We start from the raw sequence: 20,146 nt of genomic DNA, 5'->3' as shown, positions 1-20,146 counted from the left end.
ATTCCGATTTAAACATGACACCCATTGTAAAAGAGCTGCAGGGGTTAACGGGAACAGCCATAAAACGCTGTTCTTTGCATATTGTGTGTCCATGTAACATATGGTGGGTGTCCACGTAACTTATGGTGGGTGTCCACGTAACCAGGGCTACAAAAAAGGGCTGCCAATGGCAGCCCCTTGTGTTTATTTTTAACGCTCTGAATTATCTCAGAGTACGGTCAAAGAAGTTGGTGATGGTGTTGGATTTTGCAACCAAGACACCTATCTTAAAGTTCTATTAATGGTATTCCACAGGTCATTACAGTAGGTAAGTTACACACAGCAATTAAATCGACCTAAAAAGTGTCATGGCTACCATGTACTTTTGCGTACAATGCTACAAGCATCATCAATTCCTTGCGGGCAATAGTAAAGCTTTCTTCTGTTTTTATGAATATCAGGTATTTTAACTGAAAATTGACGTTCTATGGTTGATATTGGAATGCTCTCTGCGCCACTTTGACGCCATGCCTCATCGCAATAATAAAGATATATATTATCAGCGAGTTTCGTGCTGTTGTGAGGTAATTTACACCCTGCATATCTCAAGTTATCGCTTAGCCCTTTCTCACCTTTTTCACCCGATTGAGTGTATTGTAGGTGACCATAGCAAAACCAGAAGTTGGCTTCATTTTCTTTACAAACTGCTACTTTTTCATAACGGCACGTCATACCATCTACGTCTGAAAAATCTTTACACACTTTCTTTTCTGTCGCTTTTGAATTATTGGCTGGGGAATGTTTGTAACTGTCAGTTGCATTGTCACCAACGCTCTCCGTGACACTGTACGTAGGAGTTCCTAAAACAATTGTTGTATTTTTAGGAACTTGTTGATTTTCATTATTGCTCTGAGGGAGTGTGTCGTTATTTCGCTCTGTTGTTGCGTTTGCCGATAACTTGGGGTCTGAATTGACGGAGTTTATTGAGGTATTTTGGGGTTGTTGAGTGTCCTGATATTGAAGTTTTATAAGTTCAGCTTTTTTGATTGCATTTTGTTGAGCTAAGGTATTGTTAGTTTCTTGCATTGTAGAATTAACTATTGCCAAACTTTGAATCACAATATCGCCAAGCCCAACGGACTCTTTTTTTACATTTCTATTTATCTTTTCTTGCTCGATTTCTGACTGTAGTTTGGCTCTTTCTTCCTCTATGTTTTCATTGTTTGGTATATATGTAGCTCTATGGGCCCAATCTTCTCTAGAAGCTGTTGAGCCACATCCTGCCAGATAAATGCTGATGATAATGATTATTAATAATTTCATTTCTAAATGCCATCTAAAACAATCGGTTTTTGTACCCGACCATTTTCAATATAGGAAATCTGTAATCGACCATTGCCCTTACTTTCGTGGTATGTAATTTGAAAACTGCTCTCATTGGGCGTAGACAAATAATATACATTGCTTACAGATGAACTCATTTCACAATACAAAGTCGGTTGTTTAAAGTCTTCGTCAATGAGTTTTAATCCTTTTCTAAAGGATGAACAATAATCCGAGTTAACTTCTTTATGTGATATCAACTTTTCAACATTAAGGTTGTAACCGGTCGCAAGAAACGCTGCACCATGGTTTGTAAGGAGCTTCTTGATCATTTCGTATGCTGCAAGCTTATCATTCTCTGAGAGTGAAATTGAATCGTCTACTCCAGACAAGTACAACAGCTGTTTGATGGCATCAATAGATAAGGATTCAGGAGCCTTCTTCGTCCTGATTCCCCACATGTTATTTTTAAACATGTACACTCTCTCTATCTTGAAAGGAGAAAAACCTATCAATATTTTCGAGGAGTTTGGGGTCGCGAACGTTTCTAATAATCCTTGATTACGATAATAGCTTACAGCTTTTTTAGTGATTACACTTTCTGTACTGTGGTCTTTTTCAGCAGGTAAAGCAGAGCTTGCAAAAGATAAAGAAATGAAAAATGCAAAAAGGGGTAATTCTTTCATTAAAATCCCTATAAGTTGAAGGTTCGTTGAATAACGTAAGTCGAATATTAGTGCTTCGAACAATCATGTCAAATTATCAGTTTAACAAGCATAAATGTAATGCAACATGAACCGCTCGGCTGAAACGATTATTACCAATGTCTAATTTACATCTTGGTGACCAGTTGATTTGGTGAATTATAAATTCAACTTGAGTGACCATTTATGTCCACATAATTCCGGCTACAAAAAAGGGCTGCGCGTTGCAACCCTTTGTGTGCTTTGAAAAAGTAAAATCTATTTGAGGTTACGATCAAAGAAATTAGTAATGGTATTGTAAAGGTGTATACCGGTTTGCTTACCGCGAATGCTGTGTTTCTTGCCGGGATAATCCATCACTTCAAAGGGAACGGCTAAATCCTGCAGGTGCTTGTACAGCATGGTGGAATGGGTAAACAGTACATTATCGTCAGCCATGCCGTGATAGATCAGCAAATCGCCTTTCAGGTTTTCAGCATAGGGAAATACTGACGATTTGGTGTAAGCATCCGGATTGCTGGTGGGGTTACCCATATAACGCTCAGTGTAATGCGTATCGTATAAACGCCAGTCGGTTACCGGGGCACCGGATACACCAGCCGCAAAATAGTCGGCTGCTTTAAACATGCTCATCAGGGTCATGTAGCCACCATAGCTATGGCCATATACGCCGATTTTCTCTTTATCTACATAGGGCAGGGTATGCAGGAACTTCACACCAGCTACCTGGTCCTGAACTTCAATTTCGCCCATGCGTTCGTGTATGGGATCTTCAAAGGCTTTGCCACGGTAATTTGAGCCGCGATTATCCACGCTGAATACCACGTAACCTTTATCCACCCAATGCTGCATCAGCAGACCGCGGTTGCCACCCCACCGATTTTGTACCACCTGGGCGATTGGTCCACCGTAAAGATAAACGATGGCCGGGTGCTTGCCGGTAATCTGTTTGGGTGTCCACATTCTGTAGTGCAGCGTGACACCATCCTGGGTTTTCAGGGTACCAAATTCAGGTTTAACCCATTGTTCCTGATAGGCGGCTAACGGGTGGTTTTCATCCACAGCATTTTCCGTCAACCAGGTGAGCTGTTCGCCACTGGCTTTGTGTAAACTAACCTGTGGCGGAGTGTTGATGCTGGAAAAGTCATCCACATAAATGCTGGCGTCTTTGGAAAAAGCAATGGAGTGGAAACCAGCACGCTGGCTGACTTTACTGATATCCCCACCTTTTAATGAGACGCTGTAAAGGTGACGTTCTACCGGTGTGTCTTTGCGTCCTGTAAAATAGATTACCCCCGCTTTTTCATCGATGGCGGCTACTTCGTCCACCACCCAGTCACCCTGTGTAAGTTGTGCCAACTGTTTGCCGGTATTGTCCATCAGGTACAGGTGTTTAAAACCATCCTTTTCTGAGGCCCAGACAAAGGCGTCCTGCTTTTTCAGAAAGTAAAGGTCGTCGTGCAGGTTGATCCAGGTCGGGCTGGACTCTGTCAGTAGTACCGAAACCTTATTGCTGCTGGTGTCCACCACTTTAAGCTGCAATTGTTTTTGGTCGCGGCTTTGCTGCTGAAAACTGAATTGCTGGCTGTTGTTCAGCCATTTTCCGCGAGCCAGATAAATATCCTGATTGTCGCCCAGATTTACCCAGTCAGTTTTTCCGGACGCGATGTCATAAATTGCCAGTTTTACCGTAACATTGGGTGTTCCGGCTCTGGGATAACGTTGCTCTACCACTTTCACGTTATCGGCGTAAATCTCCGTACGGGTGATAATGTCTACCGGTGATTCGTCCACCCGAATAAACGCGATTTTGGATTCGTCTGGGGAAACCCAGTACCCTGTCATGCGATTCATTTCTTCCTGAGCAACAAATTCCGCCATACCATTTTTAATGGCATCACCGCCGTCACGGGTCACCTGGGTCTCTTCACCGGTTGTGATGTTTTTCAGGAACAGGTTTTGTTCCCGAATAAACGAAATGAACGTGTTTTTAGGGGAGATTTTAATGTCGGTTTCGAAACTATCGGTTTCCAGTATTTGCTGAGCTTTGTCGCTGCCCATCGGATAATACCAGGCGTCTCCCGCCAGCGGGAACAACAGTGCCTTACCATCACTGGACCACTCGTATTCCATGATGCCGGTACCATATTCACGTCGACGCTCACGGCGGGCTTTTTCTTCATCGGATAGTTCTTCTTTGCCACTGTGTAAGTTGTCGGCGTCAAACAACAACTGAGTTTTTCCGGACTCAACGTTGTATTCCCACAGATCATAACGTTCGTAGTCAGTGACTTTTCCCTGAATGAAAGTAACACGTTGACCATCCGGAGAGACTTTCAGTTTACTGGGGGCGGTGCCTTCCAGTGCGGGGGAGGCAAAAATGCGTTCAATGCTAAGTTTTTCTGGTTCCTGAGCCTGTACTAATGTACCGGAAAGGAGAATGCTGGAAAGCAGAGTGAGTTTTTTCATGCTTCAGAGTATCCTGTAGGCAAATTCATTCATGGCTTGGCAGGCGTTGTCTTTTAGTTGTTGTTTTGACAATCAAAATGGCAAAAATACTGCGCTGAGCCGGTAATACAATAATTTGATGCGTAGTTTATAACATGCCAGCACAAAACCACAAAACCGCTTTGTTACTGGGTGCAACAGGATTGGTAGGTCAGCACTTACTGACGTTGTTACTGGAGGATGTCAGATACCATAAAGTGATATGCCTGTTGCGCTCGCCACTGCCAGCAGATGAGCTGGTTTCAACCTACCCGGAAAAGCTGCAGTTGCAGACAGTTGAATATGAACATCTGGAACAACAGGCGCACTTATTTAGCGCAGATCATGTATATGTGTGCCTGGGTTCTACCATTAAAAAAGCCGGCAGTCAGCATGCCTTTAAGCGGGTGGACTACGACTATGTACTGCACGCCGCCAAACTGGCTATGCAAAAGCAAGCGCAGAGTTTTGTCTGGATTTCTTCGGTTGGTGCCGATGCCAACAGCGGTAATTTTTATTTAAAAGTCAAAGGCGAGTTAGAGCAGGCTATAGCGGCACTTCCCCGGTTGCGTGCGGCACCCGTGCAGCCTTCATTGTTATTGGGGGAGCGTGCTGAATTTCGTCCCGGTGAGCGCCTCGGTATTATTGTTGGCAGACTGATTGCCCCCCTGATGGCAGGGCCATTGCGCAGGTATCGTCCGGTTCATGCAATGCAGGTGGCGAAGCAAATGATAACGCAACAGTATTGGGCGTAAACCGGTGTTTAGATGTAAGCAGTTTGTGGTGCAACAGGCACACTGCGCCATGAAAGTCGGCACCGACAGTATGTTGCTGGGCAGTTGGTGTGAACCTGAAAGCGCGACACAGATACTGGATATTGGCTGCGGCACCGGGCTGTTAAGTTTGATGATGGCGCAAAAAAGTGAAGACAATTGTCAGATAACGGCACTGGAACTGGATGAACCGGCAACGCAGCAGGCGCTGGAAAATGTGGCAGCGTCGCCGTGGCCGGATAAAATTCAGGTTATCCATGCGGACTTTACAAGCTGGCAGCGCACCACAAAACAACACTTCTCTTTGATTATCAGCAATCCACCCTGGTTCGAATTTACCCCGTCAGCCGCTCACAACGCTGACAACCAGCAACGAGATAAGGCCCGAACTGCCGCCCGCCAACAACAAAGTTTGCCATTGGCGTCACTTTTTACCGGTGTTGCGAACTTACTTACGGACAGTGGCCGGTTTTATTTTGTGTTGCCGTCGGGTGCCGAAAAAACAGTAATGGGCCTAATCAAAGAGCAGTGTATGCAGCTGGTGGCGATCGTTAACGTTAAAGCCACACCTGAAAAAGCACCTTACTGTCAGCTATGGTGCCTGAAGAAGAACAGTGGGGCAGGCAGCGCCATAGACTATCTCATGGATAAGCCAGTTTCTGAGCTTATCGTACGTGAAAATGAGGGCGTTTACAGCGACGCATTTAAAACGCTTTGTCAGCCCTTTTATCTGAACTTTTAAGTCTAAAAACGCAGTTTTTAATAGTTAAAAAATGTAATGAAACTGGCGTAATGGCAGATAAAGTAAATAGCACTAATAATAATTTAATTATTATTTAGTGGCGTAACTCAATCAGTTACAAATAAATTATTTCCTTTTTTTCTGGTGTTGCTATATTTAATTTGTCCACCAATTAAATGGCGGATGAAACAACATCAAAAACAAAGCAGGACTTTTTCCACGGATTGGGAAACCTTTGTAGGGGAGCTGTTATGAGCGAAAGTCAATTACCCTCCAGTATCAGCCAACTGACCGATTCGTTGCAGGTGGTGCAGTTTTATTGTCGAAACATTCCTATTCAAATCCCTAAATTTGCGGTGTACGCCATTTTGGATAATCCGGTGTTCGATAAAATAGTTTACCGGGATAATCGCAAAGTTGGATTAATTAAATTAGGCCGTTATCTGGTACCGGTAATTGATCCATTACACGGGAAATTAAACGAGCAGCCAAAACACATCGTTGTCATAAGTCAAAGCAAAGGAAATAAGTTCGGACTTTTTGGCTATCCGGCTGATGCGGTAAAAGACAACCTGCAGTTGCCTTTTTATCATCGTTCGGTGCGTAAAATCGTTAAAGATTTTGTCTGACCATTAGAATGAGCATTGCGCAACGCTCAGAGCGTTAAGGTGTAATAGTCGAAACTATCGATCAGCTTGTAACCAAGTTGATCGTAAAGTGCCTTTGCCTGATGATTATCTTTGGCTGTCGCCAGCTTGATCGCATGAGCCTTATTTTTTTCGGCGAAGGCCTGCGCGGTTCTCATCAGCGCTTTTGCTACACCTTGCTTTCTTGAATCCTGAGTGACAAAAAGATCATTCAGAATATACACCTGCTTCATGGCAACAGATGAAAAAGACGGGAATAACTGCGTGAATCCCATGCCCGTGTTGTGCTCATCAATCGCCATATAAATGATGGAATCCTGATTGTCCAGCCTTGCACTGATAAACGCTGTGGCAGCAGTAATATCAGCCGGTTGCTGGTAAAACTGGCGATACTGATCAAACAAATTGGCACATTGCTCAAGGGTGTCCTGGGTGACCTGCACAATTTTCATTGGCTTGTTTCTCTCTGTCTGGTTAGGGTGGGTTTAAACGTCGTCACTTTATGATACGTTTTGCTGATCAAGGGCTTTGCCAAGGGTAATAAAATACTGGATAAAATAACCTGCGATTTGCTGTCGTTGATGCTGCTCCGGATAAATGCCCAGTTTCGCTTCGGCTGACTGCCTGGTGCCCTGCACCAGAAATGCGTTTTTCAGAGATTGATCCTGTACAAAGGCTTCAAATGCCCGGGCGCAAACTTCCTGTGGTTGCGCATAATAGTAGGTATTCAACGATTTGTCAGCGGTAACACTTTTGATAAACAAATCACTGAGCTGATCGCTATTTTCTCGCAAAAATATGTGTTGATAGCAGGTTTCCAGTAAGTGGTTTAATGGATGCTCTATTACCTGTTGGTGCTTAAGCCACAACACAGAGGCAAAGTCGCGATGGCTGGCGCGTTTAAACAGCTTTTGGCTGATGTAGTGATCGAAGGCGTGAAACCATTCATGGGCCAGTGCGCCGCCACCGGCATTTTTAGCTAACGCCAGTGTGCGGGTGCCGGAATTGTAATGGGCCGAGCTGTATTTTTGCCCGCCTTTACCAAAAGCGAGGGACAAGGTGCCATTGAGGGAAATCACCTGTTCCGGTACCTGCAGTATGGTCATCAGATCGCAAAGTGCGTCAAAAAACAAATTTGCCGCTATCTGTTGTTCCTGTTTTGTGACCCAGTTGCCCACCGTCGCGGTTTTAAAGCCGAAGATTTTAACGATGTCGTTAAATGACACATCCGCTCCGTCGCGATGGCTGGGACCATTGCGGTAGTAGCTTTGATGTAAACGGGATGATTTTTGAGATTGACTCAAACCAGCAAGCTAATGTTATTTTTAAATTGATATTAACAGGGCTGTAGATGCTGCTCAAAAGTTATTTCGGGCAGGTTCTTGTGTCGTTCTCGTTGCTACTTTCAATTTTATGGTACTGACAAGTATCAATGTGATTTGTTGTTGCTCAAATGTGGGTATAAATTATACTCAATGGTAATTCCATTAAACATTCAGGTCTTCTGATTTGGCGGGAATGCCACATTGGTTACAACCAGGAGTAGTGTTCATATGAACAACGGTAGAAGAACATGGGCCGACATTGTCCAGAGCAGAGGGGGAGGACCGCCAGCAGCGGGGCGTGGTGGTGGCCCCGGAGGTGGAGTACCACCCGCAGCGGGTCGCGGTGGTGGCCCCGGAGGTGGGGTACCACCAGCAGCGGGTCGTGGTGGTGGCCCTGGAGGCGGAGTGCCGCCCGCAATGGGTCGCGGTGGTGGTCCCAGTGGAGGAGTACCCCCGGCAGCGGGTCGTGGTGGTGGCCCCGGAGGTGGAGTACCACCCGCAGCGGGTCGCGGTGGTGGCCCCGGAGGTGGAGTACCACCCGCAGCGGGTCGCGGTGGTGGCCCCGGAGGTGGGGTGCCCCCAGCAGTGGGGCGCGGTGGTGGCCCCGGTGGAGGAGTACCACCAGCAGCGGGTCGTGGTGGTGGCCCCGGTGGAGGAGTACCACCAGCAGCGGGTCGTGGTGGTGGCCCTGGAGGTGGAGTGCCGCCCGCAATGGGTCGCGGTGGTGGTCCCGGTGGAGGAGTACCCCCGGCAGCGGGTCGTGGTGGTGGCCCCGGAGGTGGGGTGCCGCCAGCAGCAGGTCGTGGTGGTGGCCCAAATCCTTTAGCTTTTCAGGCCCATGGGCGTGGTGTCGCTCCCGGTGTCGCTGCAAGAGGGTATCCTCTGGGTACTGACAGTCTTCAGGAGGCTCGTGATGCAACCAGAGCTTATGCTGAGCTAGATAGAACGGCTGTAGTTTACGTCCGAGGGAGTTCTGTTACCGGGCAATCGTTTACATCTGGTCGGCCATTCGATGAAGGGCGAACCAGTGACGTAGATGTGGGTATGGTGAGTCCGGCTCTCAGACAAAACGCAGATTTTCGGACCAGAGGCGCGCGATCATTTGCGGCACCTGGCACAAGCCACAATGAAGTGGAAAGACAGGTAAGCGCGAGGGCAGGGCGCCCCATGGGATTGGCGGTAACGGATGATGTTCCTGATGGTCCTTACATGGTAAGGCCCCATACGCCTCCCGCAGAAAGGCGTGAACCTCCTCCGTTGCCCCCGGCATCTGGTCGAGGAGGTCGTGGTCGAGGCGCTGGTGGCGGCCGTGGTGCTGGTGGCGGCCGTGGTGCAGGTCGTGGCCGTGGTGCAGGTCGTGGCCGTGGTGCAGGTCGTGGTCGTGGAGGTAGTCCGTAAATTTAGCAACTACACCATGACATAAGGGTCTGAGTTTGAGAAATACCGAAATCAGACCCTGACAGTCCCTCAATAAAATGGAAAGGTTCTGTTTACTCGTATGATATCGGGTGTTTTTTATCTGATGTTAATGTTTGCTTGTTTGTTGCACAAGACGAACAAGCGAATAATACTTTTCTATAGCTCCACCTGCTCTAACTCCTTACAATAGTGTGATACCTTGTATCCCAATCAATTTTACTCAATCTTATACATCACGCAGTTTTAAGGATGAAAGACCTATGACCGAAGACCATAAACGCCAGCTTAAGCAGAAGCTATGGAACATTGCTGACGAGCTACGGGGCAAGATGAATGCCGATGAGTTCCGTGACTATTGCCTGGGTTTTATCTTCTACAAATACCTGTCAGAGCGCCTGGTCAATACTTGTAACCCTATCCTGGAGGAAGAGGGGTTGCCCCCTTACGAACGCCTTGATGAGAGCAATGACGAGCACGTCGAAATCATCAATCATCTACAGGAAGAAATTACCGAGGGGTTAGGCTACTTTCTTAAGCCTTCGGAACTGTTTAGTACCTTAGCCGAGCGAGGGGCCCATGAGCCAGATAAAACCGAGAAAGGTGAGGCTGAGAGCGAAGCCGACGATGTGGTTATCGATGCCTTTATTTTAGGTGATTTGCAAGAAGTCCTGAACAACATTGAACGCTCCACCATGGGCACGGAAAGCGAGGATGACTTTGATCATTTGTTTGAAGAGCTGGATCTCAATGCCTCACGTCTTGGCCGAGACCCGGATGCCCGCAATGCCTTGATTGCTAAGATCATGTTTCACCTCAATACCATCGATTTTAAACTCAGCGACAGTGAAAGCGATGTGCTGGGAGATGCCTATGAATATCTGATTGGACAATTCGCCGCTGGCGCAGGTAAAAAAGCCGGTGAGTTTTACACGCCGCAAAGTGTTTCTACCATCCTGGCGAAGCTGGTGACCCACAATAAACAACGCTTGCAGTCGGTTTATGATCCCACCTGTGGTTCTGGCTCTTTATTGTTGCGGGTGGCCAAAGAAGTGGACAACGTTAATCATTTTTATGGTCAGGAAATGAATCGCACCACCTTTAATCTGGCGCGCATGAATATGATCCTGCACGGCGTGAGCTACCGAGACTTCGACCTGAAACAAGAAGATACTCTGGAAAGCCCGCAACACATGCACAAAAAGTTTGATGCTATCGTAGCTAACCCGCCATTTTCCGCAAAATGGAGCGCGAAGAAACACTTTGAAACCGATGACCGCTTTGCGCCTTATGGCAAACTAGCCCCTGGCTCCAAAGCCGACTTTGCCTTTGTGCAACACATGCTGCATCACCTCAGTGACAACGGTACGCTTGCCGTGGTATTACCTCACGGCGTGCTGTTCCGCGGTGCGGGCGAAGGTCATATTCGTCGTTATTTGATCGAAGAATGTAACTGGCTGGATGCCGTTATCGGCCTGCCCGCTAATATCTTCTACGGCACCAGCATCCCCACCTGTATTTTGGTGTTCAAAAAATGCCGTGAGAATCCCGATAATGTGCTGTTTATCGATGCCAGCCAAGGCTTTGAAAAAGCCAAAAACCAAAACCTGCTAAAAGCACAGCATATTGAGGATATTATCGACGCTTACGATAAGCGCGTAGAAATAGAAAAATACGCCCATGTGGCCAGCCTGGCTGAGATTGCGGAAAACGACTACAACCTCAATATCCCCCGCTATGTGGACACCTTTGAAGAAGAGGAGCCTGTTGATCTTAGCGCTGTGGTTACTGAGCTACAAAGCATTGAACAGGATATGGCCCCTATCGATGAACAAATCCGAGGTTACTGCCAGGAGCTAGGTATTGAGGCCCCGGTATGAGTGAACAAAAGTTATTACCTGAGTTGAGGTTTTCTGAGTTTTTTGGGGAGTGGGATACTACTAAATTGGGCGATATTGCTCAGTTTTCAAAAGGTAAAAGCATCTCAAAAGGTGATATTGATTTAGATGGTAAAACACCATGCATAAGATATGGTGAACTTTACACAGATTACTCAGAAAAAATAGAGATCATATTATCCAAAACAAATCTGCCAAGCGAGGAACTGACATTTAGTTTGGAAGAAGACGTTATTATTCCCTCCTCAGGTGAAAGTCATTTAGATATAGCCACAGCTTCATGCGTAATGAAATCTGGGATAGCGTTGGGAGGAGATTTAAATATAATCCGGTCTCCTTTAAATGGGATATTTTTATCTTATCAACTAAATAATGCCAAAAAAAAGGCGATAGCCCGCTTAGCTCAGGGGAACTCAGTTGTTCATTTGTATAACAGCCAACTGGCGCATCTATCAATTGAAATCCCGAAATTTACTGAACAGAAAAAAATCGCAGATTTTCTATCTTCAGTTGATGCCAAATTGGCCAAGCTAAACCGCAAAAAAACACTTTTACAAGACTATAAACGTGGCTTAATGCAGCAGATTTTTAGCCAGAAGTTACGCTTTAAGCAGGATGATGGCAGTGAGTTTCCGGAGTGGGAAAGTATTGTCTTGTCTGAAATCGCTAGCTTTTCAAAAGGAAAAAGTATTAGCAAAGGTGATGTCGTTGAAAATGGAAAAACGCTCTGCATTAGGTACGGCGAGCTCTACACACACTACTCTGAAAAAATTCAAGAAGTTTTATCAAGGACAAACGTACCAAAGTCGGAGCTGGCTTTTAGTTTCAGAGAAGATGTAATTATCCCTTCATCCGGAGAAAGCCATCTGGATATAGCTACAGCTTCATGTGTGTTAAAGGAAGGAATTGCTTTAGGCAGTGATTTAAATATTATTCGTGGTGATTTTAATGGAGTTTTCCTTGCTTACTATTTAAATACAGCGAAGAAAAAAGATATTGCTCGCTTGGCTCAAGGAAATTCAGTTGTTCATCTTTATAATAGTCAGCTTTCAAATTTACAAGTTTGCTTGCCGAGTATAAAAGAACAACAAAAAATCGCTGATTTCCTGTCGTCCGTTGATCAGAAAATCGATGCAGAATCAAAGCAGATTGCGCAATTGCAGAGCTTTAAAAAAGGCTTGTTGCAGAAGCTATTTGTTTAACGATGAGTACCGGCAGTTTGAGTAAATGAGAATTTAACATGACACAAGATATTCGCTGGGTGCAGCGATTTGACAACTTTAAGCGCTCCTTAAAACAGCTTGAGATGGCGTTTGCTTTGATGGAAGAGCGTGAATTAAATGAGCTGGAGCAACAAGGTGTGATCCAGGCTTTTGAATACAATTACGAGTTGGCGTGGAATACCATCAAAGATTTTTACCAGCATCAAGGTGTGGCAGATATTCAAGGCAGCCGCGATGCATTTCGCCTGGCGGCCAAACGAGGCTTGATCGACAATGGCGAAGTGTGGATGGATATGATCAAAAAGCGCCAGTTGACGGTGCATACCTACAACCGTGAAACCAGCGAACAAATTTTAAACGCCATTATTGATGATTATTATCTGGCATTTCAGGCGCTAAAAACAGCGTTAGCAAAACAATTAGAAGAGAAGTAAATATGAACAGCACGGATGTGATGTATGGATTAAAGAAGGACGATTTAAGTCGGATAGTGGCGGTGTTCCAGCACTTTCCCTGCATCACTTCTGTTGTACTTTATGGCTCTCGCGCAAAGGGCAATTTTCATTCCGGCTCGGATATTGATATCACCCTCTTTACCACGGATAACCTCCCTAAGAATCTATTATTTCAAGTCATGGATGCGCTGGATGAGCTGGATTTGATTTATGGCTTTGATGTCTCATTGCATCAGCATATCGATAATCCCTCTCTTGTTGACCATATTCAGCGAGTGGGTATTGAAATTTACAGTGCAAAGCAAGCCAGATTAGTAGAACAGCTGAACCGTGAGTTTGATGCGGTGACGGATGACCCGGCACAGGTGCAGTCAGAAGCGCAGCTGGAAGAAAACCTGATTCTGCGTTTGACACAACTTGGTTATGAGCCTGTGTCGCTGCGTAACGGCAAGGAGTTAAAGGCCAACTTAAAGCGCCAACTGGAGATTCAAAACAAAGTTACTCTGACGGATGGTGAGTTTGCGCAAGTGATTAATCACTTAAACAAAGGCAATATCTTCCAGCGGGCAGAAACCTTACGTAAACGTTGTCATATTCCACGAGACGGTCAAGCGGACCTGTATCTGCAATTCTTGAATACCGATTTCTGGTGTCAAAACCAATACCAGGTGACCAGTCAGGTGCGCCAGGAAGGTGGCCGAATTAATCGCTATGATGTGACATTGTTGATCAATGGCTTGCCACTGGTGCAAATCGAACTAAAACGCCGTGGTGTGGAGTTAAAAGAAGCCTTCAATCAGATCAACCGCTACCAGCGGGACAGCTTTTGGTCGGAAGACGGCCTGTTTAATTACGTACAGCTGTTTGTCATCTCCAATGGTGTGCACACCCGGTATTTTGCCAACAATCGTAAATTGGACTACAAGCAGACGTTTTTCTGGGCAGACGAAGATAATAATCTCATCACCCGTTTAGATAAGTTCACCGATGCTTTCCTGGAAAAGTGCCATGTATCCAAGATGATCAGCAAATATTTGGTACTGCATCAGTCCAATAAACTTTTGATGGTGCTGCGCCCTTACCAGGTGTATGCCGTTGAAAACTTAATGACCAAAGTACGGCATTTCACCCCTGAAAAAGGCGATGCCAATAACGGTTATGTTTGGCACACCACAGGCTCAGGTAAAACCCTAACCAGTTACAAAGCGGCGCAGTTGATTTGTGAGTTGGGTGGCAAAGGCCATGTGGATAAAGTGTTGTTTGTGGTGGACCGTGCCGATTTGGATTATCAAACCTCCAAAGAGTTTAACCACTTTAGTGATGGTTGCGTGGACAGTACAGACAGCACCAAAGAACTGGTGAGTCAGCTGGCAGGTAAGAATAAGCTTATTGTTACTACTATCCAGAAGCTCAATGTCGCTGTTACCAAATCTAAACATGAGAAGGTGCTGAAAAACCTCAAAGGCAAGCGGGTAGTGCTGATCTTTGACGAGTGTCATCGCTCTCAGTTTGGTGAATCACATGCCAATATTAAACGCTTCTTTGGCAATAATGCCCAGCTGTTTGGATTTACCGGTACGCCCATCAAGTCCGATAACCATAATAACTACCGCACTACCGCGCAGTTATTTGGTGAGCCATTGCATAAATATCTGATCACTAATGCCATTAATGATGACAACGTATTGAAGTTTTCAGTGGAATACTGGTCGGGTACTAAAGATGGCAATGGCAATCTCATAGATGAAAGTGAGCTGAAAAAAGACGATTGGGAAAGTGACAAACGCATTGGCCGCGTGACAGATTGGATCATAGAAAACCATGAGCGCAAGACCTATCAGCGCGCTTATTCGGCCATGATGTGTGTGGGCAGCAAAGAGGCATTGATCAAGTATTACGATGCCTTTGAAACCAAACGTCTTGCTGGTGAGCACGATTTGCGCATCGCTACGATTTTTTCCTTTGCCGATAATGAGGCAGAGGAGGAGCAAAGTGGAGATGTGGGCACGCCTGGCTTTGATGTGTCCGACAGCAGCGGCAAGCATCGCGTGAGCCGTGAAAAACTGGAGCAGTATGTAAAAGACTACAACAGCCGTTATAAAACCGGCCACAGCATCAGCGACAGCGTTAAGTTTTACACCTACTACAAAGACATCGCCAAACGCATGAAAGAGCGCGAGCGTGACGATTTTGAAGACAAAGATCGCATCGATATTTTGTTGGTGGTGAATATGTTCCTGACCGGATTTGACGCCAAGAAACTTAACACCCTGTATGTGGATAAGAACTTAAAATACCACGGCTTGATCCAGGCCTTTTCCCGCACCAATCGTACCTTTGGCGAGCAAAAAGCGCAGGGTAATATTGTCTGTTTCCGCAATCTGAAGGCGAATGTTGATGAAGCCATTACTATGTATTGCGATGGCAACGCGGAAGATCGGGTATTACTGGAACCCTATGAGTTCTATGTGGAAGAGTTTAATGACAACGTCGCCCGCTTGCTCAAGCTGGTGGCAACCCCTGATGATGTCAGCAAGTTGATTAGTGAAGATGCGCAGCTGGCGTTCGTCAAAGCGTTTCGCGAATTGATGCGGGATATTAACAAACTGAAATCTTTCACTGAATTCAGTTGGGCTGATTTAGATCTCAATGCTCAAACCTTTGCCGATTTTGCGGGGACTTATAAAGATCTTTATGATCGTCATCGTCAGCCAAAAGAGGGGTTACCAGATGAGCTAAACACTCTTGATTTTGAGTTAGAGCTGATCCAGCACGACGAGATTAACGTTGCTTATATTTTGCGACTACTTGGTGAGATTAAAGACGCGGAAGCTACCCACGGACGTAGTACTGAGACCGATGCCCGTCGCGAAGAAGTGATGAAGCTACTGGGCAATGAGGTTCAACTGCGTGGTAAACGCCAGCTGATTGAGCGCTTTATCAATGATTACCTACCCTCCTTATCTCCCGAGCAGAGTGTTGAACAAACTTTTGCTGCTTACTGGCAACAACAAAAGCGCTTAGCCATTCACAAGCTGTGTCAGGAAGAGCGGTTAGATAAAGCCGCATTTTATCAGTTATTAGATGAGTATGCGTTTAGTGCCAAGCCGCCTATGCGAGAACAGTTTTTTGATGCACTACTTTTCAAGCCCAAGTTACTGGAGCGCAAAAAAGTCTTCGAGCGCCTTCAGGCTAAATTTGAAGCGCTGATCGAGACCTACGAAGACCACACGGGACTTATCGGCGTTTCTGAGCCTAATCCAGACTACGACCATACAACACTGGAAACCGTAATGCATTCTATTGGTGATCGGATTATCTCCTTTAGTGATGAAGTTCAGCGCAGTTCCCGAAGCCAGCGATTGGTGACTTTTAATCTATATATTGATCAAGCCTACAGTAAGCAACTATCTACTTTGCAGCATTATGAGTTTGGCAATTTGTTGCTGGCCCATGGTGTGGTGAATGATGCTATTTTAAGCCAGTACCTGGTGATAACAGGGCGGTTAAATCAGACTCTCAAGGACTGTAACCTGCCGGTGATAAAGTCCACTAATGACGAGAATGGCTTGTTTTGGACGCTGACGGAAGCACGTGAAGGCAGCACTGTTCTGGAGTTCGCATTGCAGTACTGGGATACCGCGGCAATAGCAGGAGGTGGTATCAGTGCTTTTCTGGCATCCTACCCGAAAATTTCAGACGGCTTTAAACGCTTACGTGACGACATGAAGAATATAGGTTCGAAAAAACAGCCTGAAGATGTGCCTTCGATGATCATATCAGAAAACATTGAACAAGCGTTAAAACAAGCAAAGGCAGGACGTGACGAACATCCTTGAACATATACAGACTGTATCTCAAGATATTATTTTAACTGCAAAAATACGACAATTATAGGGTGCAAAAACACGACGCAGAAAAGTAATAATATTAATATTTTACAGTGGCATAAGACACCCTAACTTTGGAATATTAAGTGAATTTCTGGCAGAGGGATAATAAAGGCAATACGTTTTGATATTTAATTGTGGGAGAGGTAGCTAAATTTACCTGTTTGTGGGGGGAAGGTTTGGGTCTGAGTCTTTCAAATACGCGAGATTAAGAAAATGATATTTGACTGAGATCAGATCCAATAAAAAATGCCAGTCAGTAAAACTGACTGGCATTGTTTTAGGTACACCCGAATAGGGGCAGATAATTTAGTTTAGCGATTAATCACCAAACTCGCGGATAACGGTATTCAGGGTATCTTTGGCATCACCAAATACCATACGGGTGTTATCCTTGAAGAACAGCGGGTTATCCACACCTGCAAACCCGGCTGCGGCAGAGCGCTTCAGTACAAACACATTGCGGGCTCTGTGGGCTTCAATGATGGGCATGCCATAGATTGGACTGCCTTTCATTTCTTTGGCCGCTGGGTTAACCACGTCGTTGGCACCGATGATGATAGCCACATCAAAGCTGTCCATACGGGGATTAATAGCATCCATTTCGTACAGCTGTTCATAAGGCACATCCGCTTCCGCCAACAGTACATTCATGTGACCTGGCATACGGCCGGCTACCGGGTGAATGGCGTAGGCCACTTCGGCACCGTTTTTCTCCAGCAACTCCTGCAATTCTTTGACTGCGTGTTGTGCCTGCGCCACCGCCATACCATAGCCCGGAATCACAACGACGCTTTGCGCGGCTTCCAGCACGTAAAAGGCATCTTCGGCAGACAGTGCTTTGATTTCACCTTCAATCTTTTCACCGGGTTCGATGGGCTTGGCAAAACCAGATAGCAGGATATTCATCAGCGAGCGGTTCATGGCTTTACACATGATCTGGGTCAGGATAATACCACTGGCACCAACCAACAGACCGGCCACAATCAGGATGTTATTTTGAATCGCCAGACCGGCTGCCGTAGCGGCTAATCCGGAATAACTGTTCAGCAGCGAGATCACCACTGGCATATCCGCTCCCCCGATGGGGATAGTCGCCAAAATACCAAATACCAGCGCCAGACCTATCGCGATGTAAAACCAGTTCAGGGTAAAGGGTTGCGTGGCAATCACAAAAGGCAGAGCCACAGCAGTGATGATGATCAGCGCATTTAACCAGCGCTGACCGGGAAAGATGATGGCTTTGCTGGCCATTCTGCCACCCAGTTTTGCCCAGGCAATCAGACTTCCACTGAAAGTCACCCCACCGATTAAAATTGAGATATAGGCAATCACCATAGTAGTAATGGTCAGGGTGTCAGTTTGTTTAATGGTGAGTGTTGATAAACCCAGCAGCAAACTCGCCAGACCACCAAAACCGTTAAACAGTGATACCAGTTCCGGCATCGCGGTCATTTCTACCCGCTTTGCCATCCAGGCACCTAACACACCACCAATCAGAATACCGGCAAAGATAAGTTCATAGCTGATGATGTCACGGTGCAGTAAGGTCATCACGATGGCGATGAACATCCCCAGCGCAGAGGTTAAATTACCTTTCTTCGCTGTCGCCGGGTGGCTGAGCAGTTTCAGACCCAGAATAAACAGGATGGCGGCAATGACATAACTCACATTAACTAACAGTGTCATACTCATTGTTGAGCCTCCTTATTCTTTTGCTTCGACTTGAACATGGATAACATGCGATTAGTTACCATGTAGCCTCCCACGACGTTCACTGAGGCAAATATCACCGCGGCCACACCTAGTATGGTGGTGAGATGATTGTTGTCTGAACCCGCCGATACCATGGCACCGATCAGGGTGACACCTGAAATGGCATTGGCACCTGACATGAGTGGCGTGTGTAAAGTGGCTGGAACTTTATGGATCAGTTCAAATCCCAGAAAACCTGCCAGTACTAAAATGAACAATAAATAGATTAATTCCATCAGGACTCTCCTGCGATTGATTCAAAGTGTTTACTGAGCATGGCATTGCGCAATGCTTGCTGATGCACAATAACGCAGCCGTCCAGAATGTCGTCTTCCAGATCCAGCACGAAGCGTTTCGCCTCTTTGTCCCAATATTCATCTAATAAATTAAAAAGGTTGTTGGCATACAGATCGCTGGCGTCTTTGGGTACCTGATTTGGCCAGTTACCCGTGCCCACGATCTTGACGCCATTGTTAACCACCGTTTGGCCTTTTTGTGAGCCGGCCACGTTGCCGCCATTTTCCGCAGCCATGTCAACTATGACGCTACCGGGCTTCATGCCGGCAATATCTTCTTCCGTGATGATTAAGGGGGGCTTTCGGCCAAACAGCTGGGCTGTGGTGATCACCAGATCGGAATCGGCGATGGCCTGACGCTGTCCTTCTTTTTGCTTTTGCATCTGCTCTTCGCTGAGTGCATTGGCGTAACCCTGGCTGGTTTGCCCGGTTTCTCCCAGATCAATTTCCAGGAATTTAGCACCCAGCGACTGTACCTGTTCGGCCACAACCGGGCGGGTATCAAAGGCAGTTACACTGGCACCCAATCGCTTGGCGGTGGCGATGGCCTGTAAACCAGCCACACCCGCACCGATAATGAATACCTTGGCGGGTTTCACAGTACCTGCCGGGGTCATCATCATGGGTAGTATGGTATCCAGCTCAGTGGCTCCCTTGAGCACCATGACATAACCTGCCAGATTGGTTTGCGAGCTTAAGGCATCCATTTTTTGCGAGCGCGTGGTGCGCGGGATCATTTCCACACTGATGGCCGTAACTTGTTTAGCCTGCAGCTTTTCAATCAGAGGCTTCTGAAAGAATGGATCCAGGTGACCAATTACCAGGGTTTCGGCTTTCAGATGCTCTATGTCTGCCTCTGTAGGTCGGCTGACATAGAGCACGATGTCTGCCATTGCGAGACCGGCATTGCGATCCTGACTGATAGTTGCGCCCGCTTCGATGTAATTTTCATCGCTGTAACCGGCCAATAAACCTGCGCCAGTTTCTATCGTAATCGAAGCCCCGGCCAAGGCCAGTTTCTTTACAGTGGCAGGTGTAGCACTACACCTGCGCTCTAATGAAACATCATCCGAGTGCTCGTTGACTCCCGGTGTTTCATTCACAACAAATATTTCCATGGTGACTCCAATAACAATTGCTTATGTAACAGAGTATGAAAATTCGTCCGAAAAGCTAAATTACTTATTTCGATGGTCAATATTGATTTTAGTGATAAAGGTCGGACCAGATCAC

At 46.1% G+C, this 20,146-nt stretch carries 16 protein-coding genes; 8 read left to right on the top strand and 8 right to left on the bottom strand.

The window, feature by feature from the left end:
* Positions 1-351 precede the first annotated feature (351 nt).
* The 3 genes from AC0J20_RS06810 to AC0J20_RS06800 all read right to left on the bottom strand — a co-directional run bounded on the left by AC0J20_RS06810 (position 352) and on the right by AC0J20_RS06800 (position 4,475).
* Positions 352-1,302, bottom strand: a complete 951-nt coding sequence (locus AC0J20_RS06810) for a hypothetical protein (protein ID WP_473021127.1) — start codon at positions 1,300-1,302, stop codon at positions 352-354.
* A 2-nt stretch (positions 1,303-1,304) separates the two neighbouring features.
* Positions 1,305-1,988 (bottom strand): hypothetical protein, encoded by a 684-nt coding sequence (locus AC0J20_RS06805; RefSeq protein ID WP_473021126.1) that lies wholly within the window; start codon positions 1,986-1,988, stop codon positions 1,305-1,307.
* A gap of 276 nt (positions 1,989-2,264) precedes the next feature.
* Positions 2,265-4,475, bottom strand: coding sequence for a S9 family peptidase (locus AC0J20_RS06800; protein WP_473021125.1), 2,211 nt, complete (start codon positions 4,473-4,475; stop codon positions 2,265-2,267).
* Positions 4,476-4,609: 134 nt separating this feature from the next.
* Between AC0J20_RS06800 and AC0J20_RS06795 the strand changes: the two genes are divergently transcribed.
* From AC0J20_RS06795 to AC0J20_RS06785, 3 genes are all read left to right on the top strand, one after another.
* Entirely contained in the window at positions 4,610-5,248 is a 639-nt protein-coding gene (locus tag AC0J20_RS06795; RefSeq protein WP_473021124.1) for an NAD(P)H-binding protein, read from the top strand.
* A gap of 4 nt (positions 5,249-5,252) precedes the next feature.
* A complete protein-coding gene (locus AC0J20_RS06790; RefSeq protein ID WP_473021123.1) occupies positions 5,253-6,008 on the top strand; it encodes a tRNA1(Val) (adenine(37)-N6)-methyltransferase in 756 nt (251 codons plus the stop codon).
* Positions 6,009-6,259: 251 nt separating this feature from the next.
* Positions 6,260-6,637 carry a hypothetical protein gene (locus tag AC0J20_RS06785; protein WP_229528437.1) on the top strand — a complete coding sequence of 126 codons (378 nt, stop codon included), beginning with the start codon at positions 6,260-6,262 and terminating at the stop codon, positions 6,635-6,637.
* A gap of 26 nt (positions 6,638-6,663) precedes the next feature.
* On the opposite strand, the gene AC0J20_RS06780 is transcribed toward AC0J20_RS06785, so the two are convergent.
* Together AC0J20_RS06780 and AC0J20_RS06775 are read right to left on the bottom strand one after the other, a co-directional pair.
* Positions 6,664-7,107: a GNAT family N-acetyltransferase gene (locus tag AC0J20_RS06780; protein ID WP_473021122.1), complete on the bottom strand. Its 444-nt coding sequence runs from the start codon at positions 7,105-7,107 to the stop codon at positions 6,664-6,666.
* Positions 7,108-7,155: 48 nt separating this feature from the next.
* On the bottom strand, positions 7,156-7,959 hold the full coding sequence (locus AC0J20_RS06775) for a CLCA_X family protein (RefSeq protein WP_473021121.1): 804 nt from the start codon (positions 7,957-7,959) through the stop codon (positions 7,156-7,158).
* Between the two features lie 249 nt (positions 7,960-8,208).
* Here AC0J20_RS06775 and AC0J20_RS06770 point away from each other — a divergent pair, with 249 nt between their 5' ends.
* The 5 genes from AC0J20_RS06770 (at position 8,209) to AC0J20_RS06750 (ending at position 16,811) form a co-directional block, all read left to right on the top strand.
* On the top strand, positions 8,209-9,378 hold the full coding sequence (locus AC0J20_RS06770; protein WP_473021120.1) for a hypothetical protein: 1,170 nt from the start codon (positions 8,209-8,211) through the stop codon (positions 9,376-9,378).
* 281 nt (positions 9,379-9,659) lie between these two features.
* On the top strand, positions 9,660-11,276 hold the full coding sequence (locus AC0J20_RS06765) for a type I restriction-modification system subunit M (RefSeq protein ID WP_473021119.1): 1,617 nt from the start codon (positions 9,660-9,662) through the stop codon (positions 11,274-11,276).
* The gene (locus tag AC0J20_RS06760) at positions 11,273-12,496 is read left to right on the top strand and encodes a restriction endonuclease subunit S (protein ID WP_473021118.1); all 1,224 of its coding nucleotides are present in this window, start codon (positions 11,273-11,275) and stop codon (positions 12,494-12,496) included. Before AC0J20_RS06765 ends, AC0J20_RS06760 begins: the two co-directional genes overlap by 4 nt.
* Positions 12,497-12,534: 38 nt before the next feature.
* Positions 12,535-12,951, top strand: coding sequence for a nucleotidyltransferase substrate binding protein (locus AC0J20_RS06755; protein WP_473021117.1), 417 nt, complete (start codon positions 12,535-12,537; stop codon positions 12,949-12,951).
* Between the two features lie 2 nt (positions 12,952-12,953).
* Positions 12,954-16,811: a type I restriction endonuclease subunit R, EcoR124 family gene (locus tag AC0J20_RS06750; protein WP_473021116.1), complete on the top strand. Its 3,858-nt coding sequence runs from the start codon at positions 12,954-12,956 to the stop codon at positions 16,809-16,811.
* A gap of 372 nt (positions 16,812-17,183) precedes the next feature.
* Here AC0J20_RS06750 and AC0J20_RS06745 read toward each other — a convergent pair whose 3' ends face one another.
* Genes AC0J20_RS06745 through AC0J20_RS06735 form a run of 3 tightly spaced genes read right to left on the bottom strand, consistent with a single transcriptional unit; the run spans position 17,184 to position 20,031 of the window.
* Positions 17,184-18,557, bottom strand: coding sequence for an NAD(P)(+) transhydrogenase (Re/Si-specific) subunit beta (locus AC0J20_RS06745; protein ID WP_473021115.1), 1,374 nt, complete (start codon positions 18,555-18,557; stop codon positions 17,184-17,186).
* Entirely contained in the window at positions 18,554-18,853 is a 300-nt protein-coding gene (locus AC0J20_RS06740) for an NAD(P) transhydrogenase subunit alpha part 2 (RefSeq protein WP_229528448.1), read from the bottom strand. The genes AC0J20_RS06745 and AC0J20_RS06740 overlap by 4 nt, the downstream gene beginning before the upstream one ends.
* A complete protein-coding gene (locus AC0J20_RS06735; protein WP_473021114.1) occupies positions 18,853-20,031 on the bottom strand; it encodes an NAD(P) transhydrogenase subunit alpha in 1,179 nt (392 codons plus the stop codon). The genes AC0J20_RS06740 and AC0J20_RS06735 overlap by 1 nt, the downstream gene beginning before the upstream one ends.
* Positions 20,032-20,146 lie beyond the last annotated feature (115 nt).

The organism is Planctobacterium sp. R6, from assembly GCF_055755215.1.
This window is presented reverse-complemented; position numbering and strand designations above follow the sequence as displayed.